The 21,571-nt window shown below is 75.5% G+C and carries 2 protein-coding genes; both read right to left on the reverse strand.

Annotation, left to right across the window (positions count from 1 at the left end; all coding sequences use genetic code 11):
* Positions 1–3 precede the first annotated feature (3 nt).
* Entirely contained in the window at positions 4–5,520 is a 5,517-nt protein-coding gene (locus ACWEN6_RS27145; RefSeq protein WP_452573983.1) for an amino acid adenylation domain-containing protein, read from the reverse strand.
* Complete coding sequence (locus ACWEN6_RS27150; protein ID WP_452573985.1) at positions 5,517–21,464, reverse strand: non-ribosomal peptide synthase/polyketide synthase; 15,948 nt, start codon at positions 21,462–21,464, stop codon at positions 5,517–5,519. The genes ACWEN6_RS27145 and ACWEN6_RS27150 overlap by 4 nt, the downstream gene beginning before the upstream one ends.
* Positions 21,465–21,571 lie beyond the last annotated feature (107 nt).

A 21,571-nucleotide genomic window follows, 5' to 3' on the forward strand; every position in this document is an offset into this window, starting at 1 on the left:
CCGTCACACCCCCGCGTGCTCCCTCAGCGGGATGCGGTCGGCGATGAGGGCGGCGATGTGGGCGGCGGGCTCGGGCTCCAGCATGCGGTGGTGCTCGGCGTCGACGGCGCGCACCTCGATGGCGCCGGCGGTGTACGGACGCCAGGACTCCGGCGGCGAGGACGGCCGGGCGGAGGTCACCAGCAGCAGGCCGCCGTCCAGGACGGGGGGCGGGCCGCTGGTGATGCGGATGCTGTTGACCATGACCTCCAGGGCGTGGCCGCGCTGAGCCTCGTCCAGGTGGCCGAGCTCGCTCGTGCTGCTCCCGAGCAGCGTGATGACGCGCCGCCGCATCTCCTCCGGGCTCATCGCGCCGATGTCGACCGGCTCGGCGCCGTAGGCCTCGCCGTAGTGCTCGCACATGTCGGCGAGCAGCACCGCGCGGTCGGAGTAGTCCTTCTCCTCCGGCGGGGACGGGTAGGCGTCCAGGACGGCCAGCAGGCCGACCTCCTCGCCCTCCTCGCGCAGCCGGGCTGCCACAGCGTGGGCGAAGTTGCCGCCGAGCGACCAGCCGAGCAGGTGGTACGGGCCGGCGGGCTGGACCTTGCGCACCTGGGCGACGTAGTCGGCGGTCAGCTCGGCGAGGTCGGCGGGCAGCTCGTCGCGCCCTTCGAGGCCGCGGGCCTGGAGCGCGTACACCGGGTGCGCCGGGTCGAGGTGGCGCAGCAGCGCGGAGTACCGCCAGCCCAGGCCGGCCAGCGGGTGCACGCAGAACAGCGGATATCGGTCGCCGCCCTCGCGCAGCGGCAGGACGACGTCGAACGCGCCGCCGGCCCCGCCGCCGGAGCGCGCGGCCAGCCGGGCCGGGGTCGGCCCCTCGAAGACGTCGGCGACCCGCAGCTCGACGCCCAGGACCGCGCGGACGCGGCCGACGAGCTGCGTGGCCAGCAGCGAGTGCCCGCCCAGCTCGAAGAAGTTGTCCTCCACGCCGACCTCGGCGACGCCGAGCACCTCGGCGAACAGCCCGCACACCACCTGCTCGCGCGGGCCGAGCGGGGCCCGTCCCGTCCCGGCCTCGTACACCGGGGCGGGCAGCGCCCGGCGGTCGATCTTGCGGTTGGGCGACAGCGGCAGCGCGTCCATCCGGACGAACGCCGCAGGAACCATGTGCGCGGGCAGGGCCTCGGCCACGTGGTCGCGCAGCCCCGCGGGGAGCTGACCGGCCACGACGTAGGCGACGATCCGCCGGTCTCCCGGCCGGTCCTCCCGCACCACGACCGCGGCCCGCTCCACGGCGGGATGGCGGGTCAGCACGGCCTCGATCTCGCCGGGCTCGACGCGGAAGCCGCGCACCTTGACCTGGTCGTCCACCCGGCCGACGAACTCCAGCTGCCCGTCGGCCCGCCACCGCACCGCGTCACCGGTGCGGTACATGCGCCCGCCCCGGAACGGGTCGGCGACGAAGCGTTCGGCGGTCAGCCCGGGACGGCGCAGATAGCCGCGCGCCAGCCCCACGCCGGACACGTACAGCTCGCCCACCACGCCGGGCGCCACCATCCGCAGCCCGGCGTCCAGGACGTGCACCGCGGCGCCGGGGACCGGGCGGCCGATCGGCGGGTGGGCGGGTCCCGCGAGGGGCGCGCTGACGGTCGCGGCGACGGTGACCTCGGAGGGGCCGTACTCGTTGATCAGGCGGCGTCCCCGCGACCAGGAGTCGCGCGCCCCGGCGGACAGCGTCTCGCCGCCGGTGACCAGGGTGCGCAGGGACGGGATGTCCCGGGGCAGCCCTTCGAGCACCGCCGGCGGGATGAACGCGTGGGTGACCCCTTCCCGCCGCATCAGGGCGGCCAGTTCCTCGCCGGTCAGCCCGCCGCCGGGCCCGGTCAGGCAGGCGCCGGTGAGCAGGGCGCAGCACAGCTCGGCCACCGAGACGTCGAAGCTGGGCGAGACGTACTGCAGGACCCGGTCGCCGGGGCCCGCCGGGTAGGCGCGGGCCTGGTTCTCGCGCAGGGCGGCGAAGCCGCGGTGGGTGACCACCACGCCCTTCGGACGCCCGGTCGACCCGGAGGTGGAGATGACGTACGCCGGGGACGACGGCAGCAGCGGGGCCGCCCGGTCGGCGTCGCGGGGGTCGTGGCCGGGGAAGGCGGCGGCGTCGGGGAGCGGCCCGGACAGCACCAGGGCGGGGGCGGCGTCGTCGAGCATCGCGGCGATCCGCTCGGCCGGGTAGGCCGGGTCCACCGGGAGGTAGGCCGCGCCGGCCTTCAGCACCGCCAGCACCGCGACGACCAGGCCGGTCGAGGGGGGCAGCTTCAGCGCCACGACGTCCTCGGGGCCGGCGCCGCGCGCGATCAGCAGGTGGGCCAGGCGGTTGGCGGCGGCGTTCAGCTCGCCGTAGGTCAGCCGGTCGGCGCCGAAGGCGACGGCGGGGGCGCCGGGGGTGCGGCGCACCTGCTCCTCGAACAGCGCGGGGAAGCTCGCCACGGGCTCCCAGGGGCCGCCGTCGCCCCAGCGCGCCAGCCGGGCGGCCTCGCCCGGCGGCAGCACGTCGAGCGCGCTGATCGGCGCGGCCGGGTCGGCCACGGCCGAGCGGAGCAGGCAACCAAGCCGGTCGGCGAGCAGCCGGGCGCTCTCGGGGTCGAACAGGTCGGCGGCGTACTCCAGCACGCCGCGCAGGTCGGCGTTGAGGCTGAACGCCAGGTCGAACTTGGCGACGTCGGTGCGGATCTCCTGGCCGCCGACGGCGAGCCCGGCCAGCGCGGGGGTGTCGCCGCCGTCCCCGGCGTCGTCCTGCATGGCGAGCATCACCTGGAACAGCGGGTGGTGGCCGAGCGAGCGGGCCGGGTTGACCGCCTCGACCAGCCGCTCGAACGGCACCCCGGCGTGGGCGTAGGCCGACAGGTCGGTCTCGCGCACCCGGTCGAGCAGGTCGCGGAAGGCCGGGTCGCCCGAGGTGTCGGTGCGCAAAACCAGGGTGTTGACGAAGAACCCGACGAGGTCGTCCAGCGCCTCGTCCGCGCGGCCGGCCTCCGGCGTGCCGATCGGGATGTCGGTGCCGGCGCCGAGCCGGGTCAGCAGCGCGGCGAGCGCGGCCTGCAGCACCATGAACACCGTGGTGCCGCTCCGCCTGGCCAGCGCGGCGACGCCGTCGCGCAGGGCGGGGTCCCAGTCGATCGGCACCTGGCCGCCGCGGTAGGTGGCCTTGGCCGGTCTCGGGCGGTCGGTGGGCAGCTCCAGCCGCTCGGGCAGGTCCTTCAGCGCCTCCAGCCAGTGGCCGAGCGGGAGGTCGGCGTCCCGCTGCCACAGGGTGTAGTCGGCGTACTGCACGGGCAGCGGCGCCCAGCCGGGCGGCCGTCCCTGGAGCCTGGCCGCGTACGCGGTGGACAGGTCCCTGGCCAGCGGCCCCATCGACCAGCCGTCGCCGGCGATGTGGTGCAGCAGGATGAGCAGGCAGTGGTCCTCCGGGGCCAGCCGGAACAGCGTCGCCTTCAGCGGCAGCTCGCGGGACAGGTCGATGGCGTGCGCGCACGCGGCCCGCAGCGCTTCGTCCAGCTCGCCGGGGGCCAGGTCCACCTGTTCCAGTGGCACGTGGGCGAGTTCCGGCGGCAGCACCCGCTGCTCGGCCTCGCCCTCGTGGTCGGGGAAGACGGTGCGGAGTGACTCGTGCCGCGCCGTGACGTCGTCCAGGGCGAGCCGCAGCGCCGCGACGTCGAGCGGGCCGCGCAGCCGCAGCGCGCCGGGGATGTTGTAGGTGGCGCTCGGCCCTTCCAGGCGGGACATGAACCACAGGCGCCGCTGGGCGTAGGACAGCGGGATGCGTTCCGGGCGCGGCATGGGCGTCAGCGGGGGCCCGGCCCGCTCGGCGGTCTCGATCCGGCGGGACAGCTCGGCCACGGTCGGCGACTCGAAGATCGCCCGGACGGGGAGGGCGGCGCCGAACACCGCGCGCACCCTGCTGAGCAGGCGCACGGCCGTCAGCGACTGGCCGCCGAGGGCGAAGAAGTCGTCGCCGGGGCCCACTTCGGGCACGCCGAGGATCTCGGCGAACAGCCCGCGCAGGATCTCCTCCCGGGGGCCGCCGCGGTGGCGGCGCGTCCGAGCGGGACCGGCCTCGCCCGCGGCGCCGTCGGCGGCCGCCGTGGTAACGGCCGAGCTCGCGGACCCGGCGGTGGCCGCCGCAGTGAGGGACGGGCTCGCGGACCCAGCGGGGGCCGCCGCGGCGAGGGACGGGCTCGCGGGCAGCCCGGCCTCCCGCAGCGGCGCGTCGGGGGCGGTGGCGAGCGCGGTGAGCGTGTGGACCAGCCAGTCGCCCAGGGCGCGCACCTCGCCGTCGGTCACCAGGTCGGTGCGGTACTCCAGCTCCATCTGCAGCCGGTCGCCGGCCATGCCGGCGATCAGGCGCAGCGGGTAGTGCGCGGAGTCGCGCCCGCCGACCCCGACCAGGCGGATCTCGGCGTCGTCGCGGCCGGGCGAGCCGCCGGGGTAGTTCTCCACGGTGGTCACGGTGTCGAACAGCTCGCCGAGCCCGGTCATCCGGTGGATGCGGCCGAGCCGCACCGACTGGTGGGCCAGCAGCCCGGCCTGCTCGCCCTGCAGCCGGGTGAGCAGGGCCGTGAACGACTCGGCCTGGTCCAGGCGCACCCGGACCGGGACGGTGTTCATGAACATCCCGACCATGGTCTCGATGCCGGGCACCTCGGGCGGCCGTCCGGAGACGACCGCGCCGAACACCACGTCGTCGCGGCCGGTGAGACGCCCGAGCAGCAGGCCCCACAGGCCCTGGACCAGGGTGTTGGGGGTGACGTCCCTGCCGCGCACGGCGGCGGTGAAGTCCGTCGCCACCTCGCGGGGCAGGTCCAGGATGAGCCGTCCGGGCAGCTCGGGGACCTGCTCGGCGGCGCCGGGGAACAGCCGGGTGGGCTCGGTGAGCCCGTCGAGCGCGGCCCGCCACTCCCGCTCGGCCTCCGCCTCGTCCTGCCCGGCCAGCCAGGTCAGGTACTCGCGGAAGGGGGTGACCCGGGGCAGCGCCGAGGCGTCGCCCCGGGAGTGGTAGAGGGCCAGCAGCTCGCGCAGCAGGATCGGCAGCGACCAGCCGTCGAACAGGATGTGATGGTTGGTCACCATCAGCCGGTGGTGCTCGTCGTCCAGCCGCACCAGGGTGAAGCGGAGCGCGGGCGGGGTCGCCAGGTCGAACCTGCGGCCCTGCTCGGCCTCGAACAGGCGGGCCAGCTCGGCCTCCTGCTCCTTCGCGGGCAGGCCGCTCAGGTCGGCCTGCTCCCAGGGCGGCTCCACGTCGCGGTGCACGACCTGCATCGGCTGCCCGGTCTTGCGCTGCCGGAAGCTCACCCGCAGGTTCGGGTGGCGGCGCAGCAGCGCGCGGGCCGCCGTGCGCAGGACGCCGGGGTCCAGGCGGCCCTCGATCTCCAGCACCATCCGGACGGTGTAGGTGTCGACGCCGTCCTCTTCGGCCAGGGCGTGGAACAGCAGCCCTTCCTGCATCGGCGCCAGAGGCAGGACGTCTTCGAACGCTGCGCGCTTCACTGCCCCATCAGCTCCTCTTCGAGGCTGTCGATCTCGTCCTGGGTCAGGGTCAGGGACAGGTCGGAGGGGGTGTAGCCTCCGGCGTCCGGACGGTCGGCGTGGGCGGCGAGGCCGCGCAGCGCGGTGAACCACTCCTCGGCGAGGGCGCCGATCTCCCGCTCGGTGAACAGCTCGCCGGGCCAGCACCAGGTGACCGACAGCTCGGTGCCCCCGGGGCGGTCCACGGCGGTGGCGACCAGCTCGATCGCGTGCGCCGAGGGCATCTCCGGGTCGCGGGCGACCGGGGTCGGCATGCCGCTCGCGGGCGTCCAGTACGCGCCGGTGCCGTCCCCGCCGGTGCCGCCGCCTCCGCCGCCGAAGCGGCCGAGGTAGTTGAAGGCGATCTGCGGGACCGGGGTCACCCTGGGCTCGCCGCCGAGGTAGCGCCACAGCCCGAAGCCCACGCCGTTGTCGGGGATGGCGCGCAGGGTCTCCTTGACCCGCCTGAGCGCGTCGCCGACCTCCGGGCCGCCGGCCAGGACGGCCCGCCGGTCGATCGGGCCGCTCCGCAGGTGCACCGGGTACATGCTGGTGAACCAGCCGACCGTCCTGGACAGGTCCAGGCCCTCGGCCAGTTCCTCGCGGCCGTGCGCCTCGACGTCCACCAGCAGCTCCTCCCGGCCACGCCACTGGCCGGCGGCGATGGCGAGGCCGGTGAGCAGCACGTCGTTGACCGAGGCGTGGAACAGGGCGGGCACCGCGGTCAGCAGCGGCTCGGTGGCGGCGGCGGGCAGCGTGAGCGTCAGCTCGCGCGCCGTCCCGGCGGCGTCCTTGCGGGGGTCGAGCTCGCGGGAGCCGAGCGGCGGCTCGGCGGCGGGCAGCGCGTCCCACGGGGCCGCCTTGGCGTCGCGGGCCAGCGTGGCCAGCGTGTGCGCCCAGTGGCGGAAGGACGTGGGCACCGGGTCGAGGACGGGCCTGCCACCACGGGCCAGGGCCTCCCACGCCGCCTGGAGGTCGGGGACCAGGATGCGCCAGGAGACGCCGTCCACGGCCAGGTGGTGCAGCACGAGCAGCAGCAGGCCGGGGCGGCCGGGTCCGGCGTCGAACCAGACGGCGTTCACCATGGCCCCCGCGGCGGGCGACAGCGACGAGCGGGCGATCTCGCCCTCCTCGGCGACCACCGCGCGGACCCGGTCCTCGGCCAGGCCCGCGACGTCGACCCTGCGGACGCGGTCGGTAGCGGCGACCGCGCCGGCGGGCGGGATGGTCAGGGACGCGCCGTCCCCGCCGGCCGAGGACCGCATGCGCAGCACGTCGTGGTGGTCGAGCAGGGCCTGGACGGCGTCCTCCAGGTGCTCGCCCAGGCCGGGCGGCACGGTGAGCACCATCGCCTGGTTGAACCCGTCGCTCGGCCCGCCCAGCTCGCGCAGCCAGTGCATGATCGGGGTGGCGGGCAGGTCTCCGGTCGCCGCGTGGCGGGCGGCGCCGGTCGTCGCACCCGGGGTCTCCTTGGCGACGGCCGCCAGGGCCTCCACGGTCTGGTTCTGGAACACGTCGCGGGCGCTGATGGTCAGGCCGGCCTTGCGGGCGCGGGAGACGAGCTGGAGCGACATGATGCTGTCGCCGCCGAGCTGGAAGAACCCGTCGTCCAGCGACACCGACGGCACCCCGACCACCTCGGCGAACAGGCGGCAGAGGATCTCCTCGCGGGCGTTGCGCGGCGCGCGTCCCGTCGCCTCGCCGGCGGCGATGGACGGGTCGGGCAGCGCCTTGCGATCGATCTTCCCGTTCGGGGTGAGCGGCAGGTCGGGGAGCACGACGAGCGCCGCGGGCACCATGTAGTCGGGCAGGGTCGCGGCCAGGTGGTCGCGCAGGGCGGCCGAGGACGCGCCGGGATCCTGGGTCACGACGTACCCGAGCAGGCGCTTGGGCCCGCCCTGCGGCTCGTCGGCGATGACGACGGCGTCGGTGACGCCGGGGGCGGCCCGTAGCGCGGCCTCCACCTCGCCCAGCTCGATGCGGTTGCCGCGGATCTTGACCTGGTGGTCCACCCGGGTCAGGAAGTCGAGCTGGTCGTCGGCGCGCAGCCGCACGCGGTCGCCGGTGCGGTACATGCGCGCGCCGGGCTCGGCGGCGTAGGGGTCGGGCAGGTAGCGCGTGGCGGTCCGCGAGGGCTCGCCGAGGTAGCCCAGGCCGACGCCGGTCCCGGCGATGTACAGGTCGCCGGGCAGGCCGGGCGGGACCGGCCGCAGGCCGTCGTCCAGGATGTGCAGCACGTTGTTGCGCAGCGGACGCCCGACCGGCAGCCGCCCGTGCTCCACCTGGGCGTCGACGTCGCCGGTGATGAAGGCGTGGGTGTTGTCGTCGGAGCACTCGGTCAGGCCGTAGGCGTTGACCAGCGCGGCCCGCGGGAAGCGGGCGTGCCACCGCTTGCAGATCTCCGGCGAGAGCACCTCGCCGTTGACGATGAACCATCGCAGCGTCGGCATCGCCGCCGCCGGGATGCCCGAGTCGTAGGCGTCGAGCCCGGCCCGCATGAAGGACGGCACGACCTCCACGATGGTCAGCCCGGCGCGCTCGACCTCGGCGAACAGCTCCAGCGGGTCGCGGGCGACGTCCTTGTCGACGACGTGGGTGCGGCCGCCGGCCAGCAGCGCCGAGAGCATCTGCCACACCGAGACGTCGAAGGTGAGCGGCGCGTTGAGGACGACGGCGTCCCCGGCGCCGATGCCCAGCTCCTCGATCTTGGCGTACAGGTGGTTGACCATGCCGCGCTGGTGCACCATCGCGCCCTTGGGCCTGCCGGTGGAGCCGGAGGTGAAGATGACGTACATCAGCCCGTCGCGGCGCAGCTCGGGGCGGGCCGGCGGGTCGCCGTGCGGCTGACGGGCCAGCGCGGCGCGGGTGTCGTCCTGGTCCAGCACCAGCCAGGGCGCCTGGACCCCGGGGATGGGGACGGCGGAGGCCGAGGAGCCGATGAGCAGCGTCGGCCGCGCGCTGTTCAGGACGGCGCTGACGCGGTCCGCCGGGTGCTCGGGGTCGAAGGGCAGGTAGACCGCGCCCGCCTTGAAGATCGCCAGCAGGCTGACGACGGCGTCGACGCTCGGCGGCAGGCCGACCGCGACGAACTGCTGCGGGGCTCCGCGCTCCATCAGCAGGTGCGCCAGCCGGTTGGCCCGCTCGTTCAGCTCGGCGTAGCTCAGAGTGAGCTCGCCGTAGGTCAGCGCGGGGGCGGCGGGCGTGCGCGCCACCTGGGCCTCGAACAGCTCCTGGAAGGTCTCGCCGGGGATCGGGGCGGCGGTGGCGTTGCCCGCCGCGAGGCGCTCGCGCTCCTGGTCCGCCAGCAGGTCCACCTGCCCGATCCGCTGGTCGGGGTCGGCGGCCACGGCGTCGATGAGCCGGGCCAGCCGCTCGGTGAGCGCGACGGCGGTTGCGTCGTCGAACAGGTCGGTGGCGTACTCCAGCGACCCGCCGATGCCGGCCGGGGTGCCGTCCTGCGCGTGGTGCTCGCGCAGGCCGAACGCCAGGTCGTACTTGGCGACGCTGCCGCGCAGCGGCTCGAACCCGGCGGTCAGGCCCGGCAGGTCCAGGCGCGGGAGCCCCTCGCTGATCAGGCTGAGCATCACCTGGAACAGCGGTGTGTGGGCCATCGACCGCTCGGGGTTGACCGCCTCGACGACCCGCTCGAAGGGCACCTCGGCGTGGGCGTAGGCGGCCAGGTCGGCCTGCCTGACCCGGGTGAGCAGCTCACGGAAGGTGGGCTCCCCGGAGACGTCGGTGCGCAGCACCAGCGAGTTGACGAAGAACCCGACCAGGTCGCCGAGCGCCTCATCGTTGCGCCCGGCGACGACGGTGCCGATGGGGATGTCGGTGCCGGCGCCGAGCCTGCTGAGCAGCGCGGCGACGGCGGCCTGCAGGACCATGAACACGGTGGTCCCGGTCTCGCGGGCCAGCGCGGCGACGCCCTGGTGCGCGCTCGCGGGGATGGCGACCGGGATGGTGGTGCCGGCGTGGCCGGCGACGTCGGGCCGCGGCCGGTCGGCAGGCAGTTCGAGCACCTCCGGCGCCCCGGCGAGCGCGTCGCGCCAGAACCGGATCTCGGCCTCCTCGGTGCCGGTCTCCTGCTGCCACAGCGCGTAGTCGGCGTACTGCACCGGCAGCGGCGTCCACTCGGGGGCCTGTCCGGCGTGCCGGGCGGTGTAGGCGGTGACCAGGTCGGCGGCCAGCGGCATCATCGACATGCCGTCGCCCGCGATGTGGTGGACCAGCAGCATCAGCACGTGCTCGGCGGGGCCGGTCCGGTAGAGCCAGGCGCGCATCGGCGGCTGCCCCGTGAGGTCCAGCGGGTACCTGATGTCCTGGGCCAGCAGGTCGGGCAGGTCCAGCTCGGTGGTGTCGACCAGCGTGACCTCGGTGTGGACGGCGGGCAGGATCGTCTGGTGGACCTCGCCGTCGGTCTCGGCGAAGACGGTGCGCAGCACCTCGTGCCGGCCGGTGAGGTCGTCGATGGCGGCGCCGAGCGCGCCGGCGTCGAGGTCGCCGGACAGGCGGATCGCCAGGGGGATGTTGTAGGTCGGGCTCGGGCCCTCCAGGCGGTGCAGGAACCACAGCCGCCGCTGGGCGTAGGACAGCGGGATGCGCTCGGGGCGGGGCACGGGCCGCACGGGGGGCCGGGCGCCGGCGGCCCGGTCCAGGCTCTCGCACAGCGCGGCGACGGTGGGGTTGTCGAACAGCTCGCGCAGCGGCAGCTCCACGGCCAGGACCGAGCGGACGCGGCTGACCAGTTGCGTGGCCAGCAGCGAGTGCCCGCCGAGCTCGAAGAAGTTGTCCTCCACGCCGACCTCGGCGACGCCGAGCACTTCGGCGAACAGCCCGCACACCACCTGCTCGCGCGGGTTGCGCGGGGCCCGTCCCGTCCCGGCCTCGTACACCGGCGCGGGCAGCGCCCGGCGGTCGATCTTGCGGTTGGGCGACAGCGGCAGCGCGTCCATCCGGACGAAGGCCGAGGGGACCATGTGGGCGGGCAGGACCTTGCCCACGAACTCCCGCAGGCCCTCCGGCAGCTCGCCGGCCACCACGTAGGCGACGATGCGCCGGTCGCCGGGCCGGTCCTCGCGCACGACGACGGCGGCCTGCGCGATGCCGGGGTGCCGGGTGAGCACGGCTTCGATCTCGCCGAGCTCGACGCGGAAGCCGCGCACCTTGACCTGGTCGTCGACCCGGCCGACGAACTCGAGCTGCCCGTCGGCCCGCCACCGCACCGCGTCGCCCGTGCGGTACATGCGCCCCGGCCCGAACGGGTCGGCCACGAACCGCTCGGCCGTGAGCGCCGGGCGGCGCAGGTAGCCGCGTGCCAGCCCCTCGCCGGCGACGTACAGCTCGCCGACCACGCCCGGGGCGACGGGCCGCAGGCCGGCGTCCAGGACGTAGAAGCGGGTGCCGAACAGCGGGGAGCCGATCGGCGGCTTCTCCCCGGCCACGAGCGGGCCGCTCGCCGAGACCCACATGGTGGTCTCGGTGGGGCCGTAGCCGTTCAGCATGAGCCGGCCCTCGCCCCACCGGTCCACCAGCTCGGGGCCGAGGACGTCGGTCCCGACGAGCAGGGTGGCCAGGTCGGGCAGGGGGACGACCGGCAGGCTCGCCAGCGCGGCGGGCGGCAGCACGGCGTGGGTGACGCGCCCGTCGAGGAGCACCCGGGCCAGGTCGTCCCCGCCGCGCACGTCGCGCGGCGCGATGACCAGGGCGGCGCCCGCCCCGAAGGCGTAGAGCATCTCGAAGATGGAGGTGTCGGTGCTGAGCGGGGCGAACTGGAGCACCCGGGAGTCCGGCCGGGTGCGCAGCCGCTCCCGCTGGGAGGCGGCGCTCGCCGCGATGCCGCGGTGGGTGACCACCACGCCCTTGGGACGCCCGGTCGACCCGGAGGTGTAGATCACGTACGCCGGGGACGACAGGCTCAGCGGCGCGGTGCGCTCGCCGTCGGCGAGGTCGTGGGCGGCGTACTCCGCGAGGCCCTCGACCCCGTCCAGGTCGCCGAGCACGAGCCGGGGCGCCTGCCCCGGCGGGTCCGCCGCGCCCGCGCCGGTGATGACCAGCGAGGGAGCGGTGTCGGCGAGCATCAGCGCGATGCGCTCGCCCGGGTAGTCCGGGTCCACCGGGACGTACGCGGCGCCGGTCTTGAGCACGGCGAGCACCGCCACCGCGGCCTGCGCCGAGCGGGGCAGCGCGACGGCGACGTGCGACTCCGGGCCGGCGCCGTACCGGTCCACCAGCAGGCGGGCCAGCCGGTTGGCCACCGCGTTGACCTCGCCGTAGGTGAGCACCTGCCCGCCGGACACCAGCGCGGGCGCCTCGGGCGCGCGGGCCGCCTGGGCCTCGAACAGCGCGGGGATCGTCGCCGGCGGAACCGGGGAGGCGGTGTCGTTCCACTCCACCAGCAGCCGCGTCCGCTCGGCGGGCGAGAGCACCTCGACCTCGCCGAGGCGGCGGTCGGGGGCGGCCGCCACCGACCCGAGCAGCCGGCGGAACCGCTCGGCGATGCCCTCCGCCGTCGCCCGGTCGAAGATGTCGGTGGCGAACTTGACGATGCCCTCCATGCCGGTGGGCGTGCCGTCGGCGGCGTAGGTCTCGGTCAGGCCGATCCACAGGTCGAACTTGGCCGAGCCGGGGTCGGGGCTGTCCACCTCGACCGACAGGCCGGGCAGGCGGACGTTGCCGCCGACCACGTCCCGGTCCACGGTGAGGGTCACCTGGTACAGAGGCGCGTGGCTCATCGACCGCGCCGGGTTGAGCGCGTCCACGACCTTGTCGAAGGGCACGTCGGCGTTGGCGTAGGCGGCCAGGTCCACCTCGCGCACCCGGTCGAGCAGCTCGCGAAAGCTCGGGTCGCCGGAGGTGTCGGCGCGCAGCACGACCATGTTGATGAAGAAGCCGACCACCCTGTCCAGGGCCTCGTCCGCGCGTCCGGCGACGCCGGTGCCGATGGTGATGTCGGTGCCCGAGCCGAGCCGGGTCAGCAGCCCGGCGAGCGCGGCGTGCATCACCATGAACAGCGTGGCGCTGCTGCGGCGGGCCAGCTCGATGAGGTCCCAGTGCAGCTCGGCGCCGATCTGGAAGGTGACCCGCTCGGCGGTGCCGTGGCGGCGGGCGGGGCGCGAGCGGTCGGCGGGCAGCTCCAGCGGCTCGGGGGCGCCGGCGAGCCGGTCGCGCCAGTGGTCGAGCTGCCGTGAGATCGGGCTGGCCGGGTCGGCCTCGCTGCCCAGCGCCGCCGCCTGCCACAGGGTGTAGTCGGCGTACTGCACCGGCAGCGGCTCCCAGTCGGGGGCGGTGCCGGCCAGGCGCGCGGCGTAGGCGGTGGACAGGTCGCGGCTCAGGGTGCCCATCGAGACGCCGTCGGTGGCGATGTGGTGCAGCAGGAGCAGCAGGCAGTGCTCCTGCGCGCCGAGCGCGAACAGCGTCGCCCTGATCGGCAGGTCGCCGGCCAGGTCGAAGGTGTGCCGGAGCGCGTCGCCCATGAGCGCGGGCAGCTCGTCGCGGCCGGCGGGCACGACGTCGAAGGCGGGACGGGCCTCGCCCGCGGGGTGGATCCGCTGGTAGGGGCGGCCGCCGTCGTCCAGGTAGACCGTGCGCAGCGCCTCGTGCCGCTCGACCAGGTCGGCCAGCGCGGCCGACAGGGCCGTGGCCGACAGCGCCCCCGACAGGCGCAGCACGAGCGGGACGTTGAACGTCGGGCTCGGCCCTTCCAGCCGGTGCAGGAACCACAGGCGCTGCTGGGCGTAGGACAGCGGGACGCGCTCGGGCCGCTCCATCGGCGCCAGCGCGGGCCCGTCGTCCTTGGTGGCGCGCAGCCGGTCGACCAGCGCGGCGACGGTGGGGGTGCGGAACAGGTCGCGGACCCGCAGCTCGGTGCCGAGGGTGCTCCTGATCCTGCTGACCAGCCGGGTGGCCAGCAGCGAGTGGCCGCCGAGCTCGAAGAAGTTGTCCTCCACCCCGACGTGCGGCACGCCGAGGATCTCGGCGAACAGCCCGCACATGATCTCCTCGCGGGCCGTGCGCGGCGCCCGGCCGCCCGAGCGGGTGGCGAACTCCGGCGCGGGCAGCAGCTTGCGGTCCAGCTTGCCGTTGGGCATGACCGGCAGCGCGTCGAGCGTCACGAACGCGGCGGGCACCATGTACTCGGGCAGGGTGGCGCCCACGTGCGCGCGCAACTGCCCCGGCTCGGGGGCCTTGGCCGAGGCCGCGACCAGGTAGGCGACGATGCGCCGGTCGCCCGGCCGGTCCTCGCGCACGATGACGGCGGCCTGCCTGACCTGCGGGTGGCGCGACAGCGCGGCCTCGATCTCGCCCAGCTCGACGCGGAAGCCGCGCACCTTGACCTGGCTGTCCACCCGGCCGACGAACTCCAGCTGCCCGTCGGCCCGCCACCGCACCGCGTCGCCCGTGCGGTACATGCGCCCCGCGCCGAACGGGTCGGCCACGAACCGCTCGGCCGTGAGCGCCGGGCGGCGCAGGTAGCCGCGCGCCAGCCCCTCGCCGGCGACGTACAGCTCGCCGACCACGCCGGGGGCGACCGGCCGCAGGCCCGCGTCCAGGACGTAGACCCGGGTGTCGCACAGGGGCGAGCCGATCGGCGGGTTCTCCCCCGGCGTCAGGGCGCCGCTCGCGGTGGCCCAGATCGTGGCCTCGGTGGGGCCGTAGCCGTTGAGCATGAGCCGGCCCTCGCCCCACCTGTCCACCAGCTCGGGGCCGACGACGTCTCCGCCGGTCAGCAGGGTGGTCAGGTGGGGCAGCGGGGTGGGCGGGACGCTGGCCAGGGTCGCCGAGGGGATGACCGCGCGGGTGATCCGCTGGGCCGACAGCAGTTCGGCCAGGTCGTCGCCGCCGCGCACGTGCGGCGGCGCGACCACCAGGGCTCCCCCGGCGCCGAAGGCCATCAGCGTCTCCATGACCGAGACGTCGAAGCTCGGGGAGGCGAGCTGGAGCACCCGGCCGCCGTCGTGGACCAGCAGGCGATCGCGCATCGAGGCGACGGTGGCGGCGATGCCGTGGTGGGTGACCACCACGCCCTTGGGACGCCCGGTGGAGCCGGAGGTGTAGATCACGTAGGCCGGGTGGGACGGCTCCAGCGGCACGGTCCGCTCGGCGTCCGCCAGGTCGCCCGAGGCGTACCCGTCCAGCCCGTCGAGGTCGGAGAGCGCGTCGAGCACCAGCCGGGGCACCTCGCCGCCGGTCTCGGCGGCCGCGCCGGTGATCACCAGGGACGGCCGGGTGTCGGCCAGCATGAACGCGATGCGCTCGGCCGGGTAGTCGGGGTCGACCGGGACGTAGGCCGCGCCGGTCTTGACCACCGCGAGCACCGCGGCGACGGCCTCCACCGAGCGCGGCAGCGCGACGGCGACGTGCGACTCCGGGCCGGCGCCGTACCGGTCCACCAGCAGGCGGGCCAGCCGGTTGGCCGCGGCGTTCAGCTCGGCGTAGGTGAGCGTGCGCTCGCCGGACACCAGCGCGGGCGCCTCGGGCGTGCGGGCCGCCTGGGCCTCGAACAGCGCCGGCATCGTCACCGGGGCGGCGGAGGAGGCGGTGTCGTTCCACTCCACCAGCAGCCGCGCCCGCTCGCCGGCCGACAGGATGTCCACCGCGCCCATCCGGCCGTCGGGGTCGGCGACCATCGCGGCCAGCATCCGGCAGAAGCGCTCGGCGACGCCCTCGGCCGTCGCCCGGTCGAACAGGTCGGTGGCGAACTTCAGGTTGATCTTCATCCCGCCGGGCGCCCGCCCGGTCAGCGGGTCCTCCTCGTGCGCCTCCTCCAGGAAGAACATCAGGTCGAACTTGGCCGCCTCCAGCTCGACGTCCGGCGGGCCGACCGTCAGGCCGGGCATCCGCGCCTGGGCGCCGGCGTAGTTCTGCAGCACGATGCTGACCTGGAACAACGGGTGGTGGGCCAGCGAGCGGGCCGGGTTGACGACGTCGACCAGCCGCTCGAAGGGGATGTCCTGGTTGGCGTAGGCGACCAGGTCCACCTCGCGCACCCGGTCGAGCAGCTCGCGGAAGGTCGGGTCGCCGGAGGTGTCGGTGCGCAGCACCATGGTGTTGACGAAGAAGCCGACCAGGTCGTCGAGGTTCTCGTGGCTGCGGCCGGCCAGGCCGGTGCCGATCGGCAGGTCGGTGCCGGCGCCCATCCGGGTGAGCAGCGCGGCGAAGGCGGCGTGGGCGACCATGAACACGGTGACCCCGGCCTGGTGGGCCAGGGTGACCAGGTCGCGGTGCAGCGCGGCGTCGACGTGGCGGGTGACCATCTCGCCGCGGTTGGAGGCAACGGCCGGACGCGGGCGGTCCAGCGGCAGTTCCAGCAGCTCGGGCATGCCGGCCAGGGCGGCGCGCCAGTGCCCGACCTGCCGCGCCAGCGCGCTGCCGGGGTCGTCCTCGCGGCCGAGCGTCCTGGTCTGCCAGAGCGCGTAGTCGGCGTACTGCACCGGAAGGGGAGGCCACGCGGGCGCGCCGCCGCCGATGCGGGCGGTGTAGGCCTCGGCCAGGTCGCGCAGCAGCGCCCGCCACGACCAGCCGTCGCAGGCGACGTGGTGGATGACCAGGTGCAGGACGTGCTCGCGCTCGCTCAGCGAGAACAGCCCGACCCTGATGGGCGGCTGCTCGGCGAGCCGGAAGGAGCGGTGGCCGAACGCGGCGAGCGCCTCCTTCAGCTCCTCGGGCCGGACGCCGGTGAAGGCCACCTCGATCTCGGCGTCCCGCGGGGCCAGCACCACCTGGTACGGCTCGCCGTCCTCGCTGCGGATCAGCGTGCGCAGCACCTCGTGCCTGCCCACGACGTCCAAAACGGCGGCGCGCAGGGCGTCCTTGTCGACCGGGCCGTCCAGGCGCAGCACGGTCGGGATGTTGTACTGCGGGTTGTCCTCGTCGAGCCGGTGGATGAACCACACGCCGCGCTGGGCGTAGGACAGGGGGATGCGCTCGGGTCGCGGCTCGGGCTCCGGCTTCGACCGGCCCCGGCCCGCCAGGTCGATGCGCTCGACCAGCGCGGCCGGGGTCGGCGCCTCGAACGCCTCGCGGACGCCGAGCTCGACGCCGAAGACCGAGCGCACGCGGGCGACCAGCCGGGTCACCAGCAGCGAGTGGCCGCCGAGCTCGAAGAAGTTCGCGTCGGTGCCGACCTGGGGCAGGCCGAGCAGCTCGGCGAACAGGCCGCAGACGATCTCCTGTTGCGGGGTGCGCGGAGCGGACCCGCCGACCGGGGCGGCCGGTCCGGGCGCGGGCAGCGCGGCGCGGTCGAGCTTGCTGTTGGCGGTCAGCGGCAGCGCGTCGAGCGCCACCACGGCGGAGGGCACCATGTAGGCGGGCAGCATGGCCCGGGCGTGTCCGAGCAGGTCCACCGGCTCGCCGGGGGTGAGCGTGACGTAGGCGACCAGGCGCTGGTCGCCGGGCCGGTCCTCGCGGACGATCACCGCGGCGGCCGACACCCGGGGGTGCTCGCCGAGCACCGACTCGATCTCGCTGAGCTCGATGCGGAACCCGCGCACCTTCACCTGGTGGTCGACGCGCCCGGCGAACTCCATCTGGCCGTCGGGCCGCCAGCGGGCCAGGTCGCCCGAGCGGTACATCCGCGTGCCGGCGGCGAACGGGTCGGCCACGAACCGTTCGGCGCTCAGCCCCGGCCGGTTCAGGTAGCCGCGGCTGACCAGGTCACCGGCGATGTAAAGCTCGCCGACCACGCCGGGCGGCACCGGGCGCAGCGCGGCGTCCAGCACGTAGAGCCGGGTGTTCCAGATGGGCCGGCCGATGGGGACGACGCCCGCGGGCACCCGGTCGCCGGGCTCGACGCGGTACTCCATGCAGCCCACGGTGGTCTCCGTGGGACCGTACTCGTTGATCACGGTGGCCGACGGGTGGCGGCGGCGCCACTCGTCCAGCACCTCCCCCATGAGCGACTCCCCGCCCAGCACGAGCTGCGCCGAGGGGGAGAACCGGTCGGGCAGGCCGATGAGCAGCGGCAGGTGGCTCGGGGTGGCCTTGACGAAGTCCGGGCGGGCCATGGCGGCCGCGGCGGCGTCGCCGTCGTCCAGGTCCACCAGGTGCGCGCACCCGCCGCTGGTCAGCGGCCCGAACAGGCCGGTGACGGTCAGGTCGAAGGAGACCGGCGAGTGCACCAGGGCGCGGCCGGCGACGCTGTGGTAGGTGTGCCGCGTCCAGGCCAGGTACTGGTTGAGCGAGCGGTGCTCGACCACGACGCCCTTGGGCCGGCCGGTCGAGCCGGAGGTGTAGATGACGAACGCCGGGTTGGCGGGCGTCGGGCCGCTGTCGAGGGGCCCGGCGGGCAGCGCGGCGGCCTCGGCCTCCAGCGCGGCCAGGTCCTGCGGCGCGGCCAGGGTGAGGACGGGGGCGACGTCGTCCAGCATGAAGCGCACGCGCTCGGCGGGCAGGGCGGGGTCGACGGGCAGGTAGGCGCCGCCGGCCTTGGCGATGGCCAGCAGGGCGACCACCAGGGAGGCCGACCTGGGCAGCGCGACGGCGACGAACCGCTCGGGGCCCACGCCGCGCCCGGCCAGCAGCCGCGCCAGCCGGGAGGCGCGGGCGTCCAGCTCGGCGTAGGTGAGGATCTCCCCGCCGCACTCCACGGCCGCCGCGCCGGGGGTGCGGGCCGCCTGCGCCTCGAACAGCTCGGGCAGGGTGGCGTCGGGAACGGGGTGGGCGGTGGCGTTCCACTCCTCCAGCAGCGTGTCCCGCTCGCCGGGGGTGAGCAGGTCCAGCTCGCCGATGGGCCGCGCCGGGTCGCGCACGGCGCCTTCGAGCAGCCGCACCAGCCGCGCGGCGAGCACCTCGGCGCTGCGCTCGTCGAACAGGTCGGTGGCGTAGTCCAGGGCGCACTCGACCTCGCCGGCCCCGCCCCACTCGGCGGGCTCCCTGACGAAGAAGCTGAGGTCCACCTTGGCCGCGCCGGTGTGCACGGTGGGCTCCACCGACAGCGACAGCTCCGGGCCGAGCAGCGGCGCGCGCAGAGTGCGCTCGAAGGTCAGCATGACCTGGAACACCGGGTGGTAGGACAGGGACCTGACCGGGTTGACGGCCTCCACGACGCTCTCGTACGGCGCGTCGGCGTTGGCGTAGGCCGCCAGGTCGGCCTCGGTCACCCGGGCGAGCAGCTCGCGGAAGCTCGGGTCGCCGGAGGTGTCGGTGCGCAGCACCAGCGTGTTGAGGAACTTGCCGACGAGCCCGTCCAGCGCCCGGTCCCCGCGGCCGGCGGTGGCCGTGCCGATGGGGATGTCGGTGCCGGCGCCGAGCCGGGTGAGCAGCGCGGCCACGGCGGCCTGGACGACCATGAAGACGGTCGAACCGTCGCGCCGGGCGAGCGCGACCAGGTCGCGGTGCAGGCCCTCGGGGAGGCGGAAGGCCACCCTGGCGCCGCCGTTGCCGGCCACGGCCGGCCGGGGACGGTCCAGCGGCAGCTCCAGCAGCGCGGGGCCGCCGGCCAGAGTCTCGCGCCAGAACGCCACCTGGCGGGCGGCCGGGCTCGTCGCGTCGTCGAGGTCGCCGAGCAGCTCGCGCTGCCACAGGGTGTGGTCGGCGTACTGGATCCGCGGCGCGTCCTGTGCCTCGCCGCGCCCGGTGCGGTGGGCGTAGGCGGCGGCCAGGTCGTCCAGCAGCGGCTGCTCCGACAGGCCGTCGCTGGCGATGTGGTGGGTGACCAGCATGAGCACGTGCTCGCGCTCGCCGAGCCTGAACAGGGTCGCCCGGAACGGCGCCTCGCGGGTGAAGGCGAACGGCCGCGCGGCCTCGGCGGCCAGCGCCGCGGCGAGGCCCCCGGCCGTGACGGGCACCACCGGCAGCTCGGGGACGGCGGCCCCCGGGTCGAGGACGAGCTGGTACGGCTCGCCGTCGAGGTCGGGGTAGAGGGTGCGCAGCGGCTCGTGGCGGGCCACGACGTCGGCGACGGCCCGGCCGAGCGCCCCCGTGTCGACGGCGCCGGTCAGCCGCACGGCGAGCGGGAGGTTGTAAGTCGCGCTGGGCCCTTCCAGGCGGTGCAGGAACCACAGCCCGCGCTGGCCGGCGGACAGCGGCATCCGCTCGGGCCGGGGGCGGGCGGTGAGCGCGGGCCTGCGGCCCCTTGCGGCGGTGGCGACGCGGCCGGCGAGCGCCTCCGGGGTCGGCGCCTCGAACAGGGCGCGCAGCGGCAGCTCGACGTCGAACGCCTCGCGGACCATGCCGACCAGGCGGGTGGCCAGCAGGGAGTGCCCGCCGAGCTCGAAGAAGTTGCCGTCCACGCCGATCCCGGTCACGCCGAGCGCGTCGGCGAACAGGCGGCACAGCAGCTCCTCCGCGGCGGTGCGCGCGGCACGGCCGGCGACGGCCTGCGGCGGCGGGGCGGGCAGCGCGCGGCGGTCGAGCTTGCCGTTGGCGGTGAGCGGCAGGGCGTCCAGAACCACCACGGCGGAGGGCACCATGTACGCGGGCAGGGCGGCCCCGGCGTGCTCCAGCACGGCGGCCTTCACCCGCTCGGCCGGGCCGGCGTGCCCGCCGTCCCGGCCGTCCGCCCCACTAAGGCCGTCCGCGCCGTTCAGGCCGTCCGCGCGCGGGGTGACGTAGGCGACGATGCGCTGGTCGCCCGCGCGGTCCTCGCGCACGATCACGGCCACCTGGGCGACCCGCGGATGGCCGCCGATGACGGCCTCGATCTCGCCGGGCTCGATGCGGTGCCCGCGCACCTTGATCTGGTCGTCGACGCGGCCGGCGAACTCCAGCACCCCGTCCTCGCGCCACCGGGCGAGGTCGCCGGTGCGGTACATCCGCTCGCCGGGCACGCCGGAGGGGTCGGGGACGAACCGCTCGGCGGTGAGCCCTGGCCGGTTGATGTACCCCCGGGCCAGGCCGGTGCCGGCGATGTACAGCTCGCCGACCTCGCCGGGGGGCAGCGGGCGCAGCTCGGCGTCCAGCACGTGGACCCGGGTGTCGTCCATCGGCCGGCCGAGCGGCAGGACGCCGTCGGGCACCCGCTGCCCCGGCTCGACGCGGTACTCGGCGACGTTGACGGTGGCCTCGGTGGGCCCGTAGACGTTGATCACGGTGACGCCGGGGTGGCGCTCGCGCCAGCCGCGCAGCGCCTCGCCGCGCAGGGCCTCGCCGCCGAACATCAGCTCGCGGGTCGGGGAGAACCGCTCGGGCAGGATGTCCAGCAGCGGCAGGTGGCTCGGGGTGGCCTTGAGGAAGGTGCACGCGCCGGCGTCGCCGGGCACGCCCTCCTCGGCGAGCGGCGACACCCGGACGCACCCGCCCGCGACCAGCGGCGCCCACAGCGAGGTCACGGTCATGTCGAAGGACACCGAGGAGTGCCACAGCGACTCCCCGGCCAGGCTCGGGTAGGCGCGCAGCGACCACAGCAGATAGTCCGAGAGCGCGCCGTGCCCGATGACCACGCCCTTGGGCCGGCCGGTGGAGCCGGAGGTGTAGATGACGTAGGCGGGGTGGCCGGCGGGCGCCAGCAGCGGCTCGCCGGGCCATGGCTGCTCGCCGTCGTCCTCGGTGAGCTCCTCCACCAAAACCCGCGGCCCCTCGTCCGGCACGGCGGCCGCCGCGGCGCCGCCGGTGAGCACGCACACCGGCCGCGCTTCCCGCAGCATGAACGCGACACGGTCACGCGGGTACTCGACGTCGATCGGCAGGTAGGCCGCGCCCGTCTTCAGCACGGCCAGCAACGCCACGACCAGATCCGCCGAACGCGGCAGCGCCACGGCGACCAGACGCTCGGGGCCGGCGCCGAGCGCGGCCAGGCGGGAGGCGAGGCGGCCGGCCCGGCGGTCGAGCTCGGCGTAGGTCAGCTCGGCGCCCGCGAAGCGGACCGCGGGGGCGTCCGGCGTACGGCGTGCCTGGGCGGCGAACAGGCCAGGAAGCCACTCGGCGGGGCGCGCCGCGTCGTCGCCGTGCGGGTCGTGCAGCAAATCCTGGTCCATAAGCATGCCAGCCATCACTCGACTCCTAGTCACTATTCGCGCCACGACGAACCGAGTCTAAAAACGCGCCGTTTCGTCTTGTTATCGGGCGCGCATCACCGATCGAATTCCGCATTCTCGTC

The organism is Sphaerisporangium sp. NPDC004334, assembly GCF_053602655.1.

Coding starts and splice junctions, on each gene's coding strand:
- ACWEN6_RS27150 (WP_452573985.1), bottom strand. CDS start 21,464: ATGGCTGGCATGCTTATGGACCAGGATTTGCTGCACGACCCGCACGGC.